Here is a 7,414-nt window from a genome sequence, read left to right on the forward strand (position 1 = left end):
CGACGACGCCGCCGCCGCGATCGGGCGCCGCCGCGCCGAGCAGGGCGTGCCGCTGGAGGTCATGCTGCGCACCTTCCGGCTCGGCGGGCGCATCGTGTGGGAGGCGCTGGTCGAGCAGGCGCACGCCGACCGCGCCGACCCGGACGTGGTGCTGGGCGCGGCCACCTCGATGTGGACGGTGATCGACGGGTTGTCCTCGACGCTGTCGACCTCCTACCGCAACACCGAGCTGGAGCGGTTGCGCCGCGACGACCAGCGCAGGCACGCCCTGGTGGAGGACCTGCTCAGCGGCCGCGCGCGGGACACCGCGTTCGCGCAACGCACCGCGAAGGAACTCGACCTGCCGACCGGCGGCCGCTACCTGGTGGTGGTCGCCGAGATGCGCGCCGATGGCAGCTTCGCGCTGGCCGGGCAGAGCGAAGCGTTGGGCGGTGTGCACATCCGCTCGGTGTGGCAAGTGCGCGCGGACACACTCGTCGGGCTCGTCGCCCTGGAGCAGCGCGCTGCGCCGGGCGCGCTGGAGGTGCTGCGCCCGCTGGCCCGCGGCCGGGTGGCGGCGTCACCGCCGGTGAAAGGCCTGGCCGAGGTGGGCCTGGCGCACCAGCTCGCGCTCACCGCGCTGGGCACCGCCTCTTACAACACGCCGCAGCTGGTGTCGCTGGAGCAGCGCTACCCGGAGGCGCTGCTGGTGCAGTCGCCCGACCTGGCGCAGCGGCTGCTGGATTCGCAGCTGGGGCCGGTGCTGGAGCTGCCGGTCAAGGAGCGCGACATGCTGCTGGAGACGCTGTCGGCGTGGCTGGAGGAGAACTGCTCGACGGCCAACGCCGCGGTGCGGCTGCACTGCCACCGCAACACGGTGCTCAACCGGCTGCACCGGATCGGCGCGCTGATCGACCGGCCGCTGCACGGGCGGGCGGCGTACGTGTCGCTGTCGCTGGCGTTGTCGGCACTACACCTGCGGGATGGGCTCCGCGACTGAGCCTCCGGGGCAACTTTTGGCGTTTTTCCGCTATCGGTGTTGACTTTCTGATTTCTCCGCCGTGAACCGCCCTGATCGTCACCGTCGGTGCCGAATCGCGACCTTGCGTGATCAAACCGGGCCGAAATGTGCGCTGTGCACATCGGCCGGTGCCGAAGTCTGGGCGGTCGAGCATGGCGCGCGAGTGTCCGCGCTCACGAGACTCGCGGTGCAACATCCGGGATTCACCCAGCGGCGAAGCACCTGCATCGAGACGGGCTCCGCGCTGGTCCGTGCGGCTCGAAGGAGCACAGCGAAGTGCAGGAATACGACCTCCTTGTGGTGGGCGGCGGCCCCGGCGGGTACGTCGCCGCGATCCGGGCCGCGCAGCGCGGCCTGTCCGTGGCCGTGGTGGAGAAGGAGAAGCCCGGCGGGGTGTGCCTGAACTGGGGCTGCATCCCCACCAAGGCGATGCTGCGCTCCGCCGAGGTCTACGAGACCGTCCTGCACGCCGCCGAGTACGGCGTGCGCGCCGAGAACGTCGCGCTGGACTACGACACCGTCAGCCGCCGCAAGGACAGCGTGGTCAAGGGGCTGACCGACGGGGTCGCGGGCCTGCTCAAGGCCAACGGCGTCAGCGTGCTCATCGGGCACGCCCGGTTCACCGGCCCGACCACCGTGGACGTCTACGCCACCGGTGAGTCCGAGCTCGGCGCGAACGGACCCCGCTACGCCGCCGACCCGGTCGGCGATGCGCCCATCGACCAGGTCCGCGCGAAGGACGTGATCATCGCGACCGGTTCGGTCCCGGTGCAGCTGCCGCTGCCCGGCGCCGACCTGCCCGGCGTGATCACCTCGGACGGCGCGTTCGGCCTGACCGAGGTGCCCGGGCGGCTGCTGGTCATCGGCGGCAGCGCGGTCGGTGCGGAGTGGGCCAGCCTGTTCGGCTCGCTGGGCAGCGAGGTCAGCATCGTCGAGATGCAGTCCACGCTGGTCCCGGCCGAGGACGCCGAGGTCGGCAAGGCGCTGGGCCGCTCGTTCGGCAAGCGCGGCATCAACGTGCTCACCGGCGCCACCGTCTCGAAGATCGAACGTTCCGGGCGCGGCAAGAACTCCGCGCTGAAGGTCACCGTGGACGGCGCCAAGCCCCAGGAGATCGAAGCCGACGTCGTGCTGTTCGGCGTCGGCCGCAAGCCGAACACCGCCGCGCTGGACTTGGACCGCGCCGGTGTGGCGCTGGACCCGCGCGGGTTCGTGCAGGTCGACGACAAGCTGCGCACCAGCGTCGAGCACGTGCACGCGATCGGCGACGTCACCGGCAAGGCGCTGCTCGCGCACGTCGCCTCGCACCAGGGGATCGTGGCCGCCGAGACGATCGCGGGCCACGAGTCGCACATCGACTACGACGTCATCCCGGCCGCGACGTTCACCCACCCCGAGATCGCCAGCGTCGGGCTCACCGAGGCGCAGGCCGCTGAAGCGGGGCACGAGGTCGTCGCCGCGAAGTTCCCGTTCGCCGCGCTGGGCCGCGCGCAGACCTACGGCGACACCGAGGGCTTCATGAAGGTCGTCGCGGGCAAGCAGTACGGCGAGGTGCTGGGCGTGCACGTGTTCGGCCCGTCGGCCAGCGACCTGATCACCGAGGGCGCGCTGGCGATGACGCTGGAGGCGACGCTCGACGAGCTCGCCGAAACCGTCCACGCGCACCCGACGCTCGGCGAGGTCGGCATGGAGGCGGCGATGTCCGCCCTCGGTTTGCCGGTCCACACGGCTCCGCCGAAGAAGCGCTAAGGACGGCCCGAGTCCCGCACCGCGAGCGGCTTCCGCCGCTTACAACGCCCTAGTCCGGCTCCAGTCCCGCACGATTTTCGAAAGGGTTCCGTGATGGCGCAGACCGCGACCCGCAGCAAGCCCGCGACCCGCACCAAGTCCGGCCGCACGCCCGCACGCGCCGCCAAGAGCGGCCCGTTCGGCGGGGAGTCGCAAGAGCTGCTGCGCGGCTACTTCCAGCAGATGACGCTGATCCGCCGCTTCGAGGAGCGCGCCGCGCAGGGCTACACCCAGGCCAAGATCGGCGGCTACTGCCACCTAAACCTGGGTGAGGAGGCCACCGTCGTCGGCCTGATGTCGGCGCTGCGCAAGACCGACCTGCTGTTCACCAACTACCGCGAGCACGGCTACGCGATCGCCAAGGGCATCGAGCCGGGCCGGGTGATGGCCGAGCTCTACGGGCGCAGCACCGGCACTTCCAAGGGCTGGGGCGGTTCGATGCACATGTTCGACTCCGACGCCGGGCTGCTCGGCGGCTACGGCATCGTCGGCGGGCAGATCCCGCTGGCCACGGGTGCCGCGATGGCCGTCGACTACCGCGGTGGCGACCAGGTCGTGATGTGCCAGATGGGCGATGGCACCACCAACATCGGCGCGTTCCACGAGGCGCTGAACATCGCCGCGCTGTGGAACCTCCCGGTGGTGTTCGTGGTGGTGAACAACCACATGGGCATGGGCACCACGGTGGACAAGGCTTCGGCGGAGTCGGACCTGTACAAGCGCGCCGCGGCTTACCGGATGCACGGCGAGCGGGTGGACGGCAACAACGTGCTCGAGGTCCGCGACGCGGCCACGAAGCTGGTCGAGCAGGCCCGCGAGTCCGGCACGCCCGCGCTGCTGGAGGCGGTCAGCGACCGGCTCAAGGGCCACTCGGTGGTGGACCCGGGCAAGTACCGCAGCGAGGACTCGGTGCAGCAGGCCCGCGCGAACGACCCGGTGGTGAACTTCCGGGCGAAGTTGATCGATGCAGGCGTGCTCGACGAGGACGCCGCCGCGGAGATCGAGAAGCAGGCGCAGGCCGACGCCGACGCCGCGGTCGCCTTCGCCGACGACAGCCCGCACCCCGAGGTGTCCACGCTGTTCGACTACACCTACGCCACCCCGGTGGCGAACGATTCCCGGCGCCTGCCGGCAGACCCGGTGTTCTGAGCCGCTCACCGCACACCCCGCCACCCGCTCCCGCGCGGCACTCGGCTCGATCGCCGGGTGCCGCCGAGGGCACGTCCGCTCCGCCCGACACGAGCGGGCCCGAGTCGCAGAGCTCAAGCGGCGTCAGCCGCTTTCGCCACCTGAGCAACCGGCACCGCCGCGGGTTCTCAGGCGTCGTCTCGCGAGGACAGCTCAGACGCCGAGTAGGGAGCTACTTCAGGATGAGATCCCGCAGCGAGACGGCGCCTGAGGTTCCGCTACCCGACCACCTACGCAAAATGAGTTCAAAACAGGCATTCAGGAGTTAGTTCCTTGGCCGTCATGACTTACCGCCAGGCGTTGCACGACACGCTGCGCGACGAGATGCACCGCGACGAAGACGTGTTCCTCATCGGTGAGGAGATCGGTGTCTTCGAGGGCTCTTACAAGATCACCGCCGGGCTGCTGGAAGAGTTCGGCGAGAAGCGGGTGCGCGACACCCCGATCGCCGAGGAGGGCTTCGTCGGCGCAGCGGTCGGTGCGGCGATGCTGGGGCTGCGCCCGGTCGTGGAGCTCATGACGATCAACTTCTCGCTGATCGCGCTGGACCAGATCGTCAACCACGCGGCCAAGATCTACGGCATGTTCGGCGGGCAGACCAGCGTGCCGATGGTGCTGCGCACGCCCGGTGGCGGCGGTCAGCAGCTGGGCGCGACGCACTCGCAGAACATCGAGTTGTACTACGCGTTCGTGCCGGGCTTGAAGGTCGTCGCCCCGAGCACGCCCGCGGACGCGAAGGCGCTGCTGCTGGCGTCGCTGCGGGACGACGATCCGGTGCTGTTCCTGGAGAACCTGGCGCTTTACAACACCAAGGGCGAGGTGCCGGACGACGTCGCGCCCGCGGAGATCGGCAAGGCCGCGGTGACCCGCGAGGGCTCGGACGTGACGATCATCGGCTACTCCCGGATGGCCGGGATCGCCGGGCAGGTGGCCGCGAAGCTGCACGACGAGGAAGGCATCGACGCCGAGGTCGTGGACCTGCGCAGCCTGCGCCCGCTGGACCGGGAGACCGTGGTGAACTCGGTGCGCAAGACCGGGTGCGCGGTGGTGGCCGAGGACGACTGGCTGACCTACGGCATCGGCGCGGAGATCGCCGCGTCCATTTCGGACGGTGCGTTCGACTACCTGGACGCACCGGTGCGCCGGGTGGCGGCCGCCGAGGTGCCGCTGCCCTACGCCAAGCCGCTGGAGAAGGCCGCGTTGCCGTCGGCCGAGTCGTTGACCACCGCCGTCCGGGAAACCTTGGACGCCGTCGGCGCTCGCCGCTGAGACTTCCCGAGGAATTGCTGATGACTGAGATCCAGATGCCGCGCCTGTCCGACACGATGGAGGAAGGCGTGATCGCCGGCTGGCAGAAGAAGGTCGGCGATCAGATCAAGCGCGGCGAGGTCGTCGCCGAGATCGAGACCGACAAGGCGATCATGGAGCTGGAGGCCTACGACGACGGGGTGCTGGAGAAGGTGCTCGTCGGCGAGGGCACGACGGTTCCGATCGGCACGCCGATCGCGCTGGTCGGGGACGGGTCCGGGGCGGTCGCCGAGGCGGCTGAGCCTGCCGCGCCTGCCGGTGCGCCTGCGGATGCTTCGGCGGAGGCGGCAGCGCCTGCCGGGCAGTCGGGCCCTGCCGCGGAGCCTGCTCCTGCTTCTGCGCCGGAGCCGGTGAACGGCAGCGCGCTGTCGCAGCCGAAGGCGTCGCCGCTGGCGAAGGCGGTGGCCAAGGACCGCGGTGTGGACTTGGCCGGGGTCACCGGAACCGGTCCGGGCGGGCGCATCATCCGCGCCGACATCGACGCCGCGGCCGCCGAACCGGCTGCCGCTCGGTCCGCGGCCGAGCCCGCTCCGGCTCCGGCCGCGCCCGCCCAGCCCGCGACGGCCCCGGTTTCCGGCGCTGGTGAGGACGTCGAGGAGCTGCCGCTGAGCAACGTCCGCAAGGTCACCGCCAAGCGGCTCGCCGAGAGCAAGCAGCAGGCCCCGCACTTCTACCTGACCAGCGCGATCGACGTGACCGACCTGGTGGCGTTCCGCGGCAACCTCAACGAGCGCTTGCAGGCCGCGGGCGGTCCGAAGGTCAGCCTCAACGACCTGGTGGTCAAGGCGGTGGCGACCGCGCTGCGCGCGAACCCCTCGGTCAACGTCTCCTTCGGCGGCGACAAGCTGTTGCAGCACAAGCGGATTCACTTGGGCGTGGCGGTCGCGATCGACGACGGTCTGGTGGTGCCGGTCATCCGGGACACCGACCGCAAGAGCGTTTCGGAGATCGCCACCGAGGGCCGCGAGAAGGCCGGGCGCGCTCGCGAGGGCAAGCTGAAGCTCGACGAGATGTCCGGCGGCACGTTCACCATCTCGAACCTGGGCATGTTCGGCATCGAGCAGTTCTCCGCGGTGATCAACCCGCCGGAGGCGGCGATCCTCGCGGTCGGCGCCGCCAAGGAGGAGCTGCAACTGGTCGATGGGGAAGTGGTGGCCCGCAAGATCCTGCGAGTGACGCTCTCGGCGGACCACCGCGCCATCGACGGCGCCGTCGGCGCGGCCTTCTTGCAGCAGCTCACAGCTCTGCTGGAAGATCCCCTCCGCATCATCGCCTGAGACAGCAGCATTCGAGCGGTCCGTTCACCCCGCGAATCCGGGGTGGGCGGACCGTCCGTCCGGTACGTGATTCCTGGGATTCCTTGGGTTCTGCGAACCGTCGCCGCCGCGGAGTGAGCGACGCGCTCGTGCGGGCCGCGATTGAACGCGCCGGTGCCGCGGTTGCGAGTACGCTCGGTCAAGATCGTCGATGATCGAGGGATCGACGGTCGCGGCATGGCCGTTGGCCGTCGTTCCGAAGGGCGAGGCGGGTGCGCCGTCGCCGGAACAAGGAGGAGTTCCGCATGAGTGCCGTTACCGTCGCGGGTCGTTATTTGAACAAGCTCGTCGCGCCGTGCGTGCGGAGGTTTTCGCGGTGGCCCTCGGAGGTCGGCGGTACGGGCATGGTGAACGTTTCCTACCGGGGGCGACGTTCGGGACGCGAGGTCGCACTGGTCGTCGCCGTCCGCCGCACCGAATCCGGCGCCACCATCGACGTGATGCTGCCGGACCAGAAGCGCTGGTGGCGCAATTTCCTGGGACAGCGCAGCCCGATCACTCTCGAAGCCGCGGGTGAACGGCGCACCGGTCAGGCCCTCGCGGTCCGTGACGAGGACGGCAAGGTGCAGGTGCACGTCGACTTCGACTGACCCGCGATCAGCGCGGTGTGGCCGGTGTCCTGCTACGAGCTGTGGGAGGAGTCGCCGGGCGAAGCACTGGAGAACTCCGTCCGGATGGTCGATCCGGACCGAGCCCCAGAGCGACCCCGACCGTCGGCTCGGACAAGCGCTCAGCCGGCTCGGCGACTGCGGATTCCGACCGCGTGCGGGGAATCGTCGAGATCGCCGGGATGCAACCCGAGGCTGAGGATGCG

6 protein-coding genes are annotated in these 7,414 nt (G+C 70.3%); all 6 read left to right on the forward strand.

Features of this window, described 5'->3' with window-relative positions:
- The coding region (locus IJH84_RS12190) for a CdaR family transcriptional regulator (protein ID WP_295144205.1) at positions 1–979 on the forward strand (979 nt) is incomplete at its 5' end.
- A 297-nt stretch (positions 980–1,276) separates the two neighbouring features.
- Positions 1,277–2,749, forward strand: a complete 1,473-nt coding sequence (gene lpdA, locus IJH84_RS12195) for a dihydrolipoyl dehydrogenase (protein WP_200071880.1) — start codon at positions 1,277–1,279, stop codon at positions 2,747–2,749.
- A gap of 93 nt (positions 2,750–2,842) precedes the next feature.
- Entirely contained in the window at positions 2,843–3,937 is a 1,095-nt protein-coding gene (gene pdhA, locus IJH84_RS12200) for a pyruvate dehydrogenase (acetyl-transferring) E1 component subunit alpha (protein WP_295144210.1), read from the forward strand.
- A 312-nt stretch (positions 3,938–4,249) separates the two neighbouring features.
- The gene (locus IJH84_RS12205; RefSeq protein WP_200071882.1) at positions 4,250–5,245 is read left to right on the forward strand and encodes an alpha-ketoacid dehydrogenase subunit beta; all 996 of its coding nucleotides are present in this window, start codon (positions 4,250–4,252) and stop codon (positions 5,243–5,245) included.
- Positions 5,246–5,265: 20 nt separating this feature from the next.
- Positions 5,266–6,561: a dihydrolipoamide acetyltransferase family protein gene (locus IJH84_RS12210; RefSeq protein WP_295144213.1), complete on the forward strand. Its 1,296-nt coding sequence runs from the start codon at positions 5,266–5,268 to the stop codon at positions 6,559–6,561.
- A gap of 284 nt (positions 6,562–6,845) precedes the next feature.
- Positions 6,846–7,190, forward strand: a complete 345-nt coding sequence (locus tag IJH84_RS12215) for a hypothetical protein (protein WP_200071883.1) — start codon at positions 6,846–6,848, stop codon at positions 7,188–7,190.
- Positions 7,191–7,414 lie beyond the last annotated feature (224 nt).

It is taken from the genome of Saccharopolyspora sp. (assembly GCF_017434145.1).
In the GTDB taxonomy this organism is placed as follows: Bacteria; Actinomycetota; Actinomycetes; order Mycobacteriales; family Pseudonocardiaceae; genus Saccharopolyspora_C; species Saccharopolyspora_C galaxeae.

Coding starts and splice junctions, on each gene's coding strand:
- pdhA (WP_295144210.1), top strand. CDS start 2,843: ATGGCGCAGACCGCGACCCGCAGCAAGCCCGCGACCCGCACCAAGTCC.
- IJH84_RS12210 (WP_295144213.1), top strand. CDS start 5,266: ATGACTGAGATCCAGATGCCGCGCCTGTCCGACACGATGGAGGAAGGC.
- IJH84_RS12215 (WP_200071883.1), top strand. CDS start 6,846: ATGAGTGCCGTTACCGTCGCGGGTCGTTATTTGAACAAGCTCGTCGCG.